1 protein-coding gene is annotated in these 259 nt (G+C 52.5%); it reads left to right on the top strand.

Annotated elements, in window-relative coordinates; genetic code table 11:
* The coding region (locus SQ11_RS17745; RefSeq protein ID WP_041515247.1) for a hypothetical protein at positions 1–259 on the top strand (259 nt) is incomplete at both ends.

Genomic DNA, 259 nt, shown 5'->3' on the forward strand with positions numbered 1-259 from the left:
CGGATTCGCTTTCGCGCCTGCTATTTCTTCCGGTCGAGCGGGAAGTCGGGATTTTCGAGAATTTCCATCAGGACGTGAATCTGGGCACCAAGGACATGCTCAAATTTATCGATTCGGAATCGGCCGAACAGGGGATCAGACGCCGGGGATTATTCTATACCAAGACGATCAGCCGGATATATCTACCCGGAGAATTGAAGCAGCGCGGAATGAAAGCGCTCCTACCGCTGTTTACCGGGAACCGTTTCGGGCTTGATCT

The sequence above is a fragment of the Nitrosospira sp. NpAV genome, from assembly GCF_000832065.1.
Lineage (GTDB): Bacteria > Pseudomonadota > Gammaproteobacteria > Burkholderiales > Nitrosomonadaceae > Nitrosospira.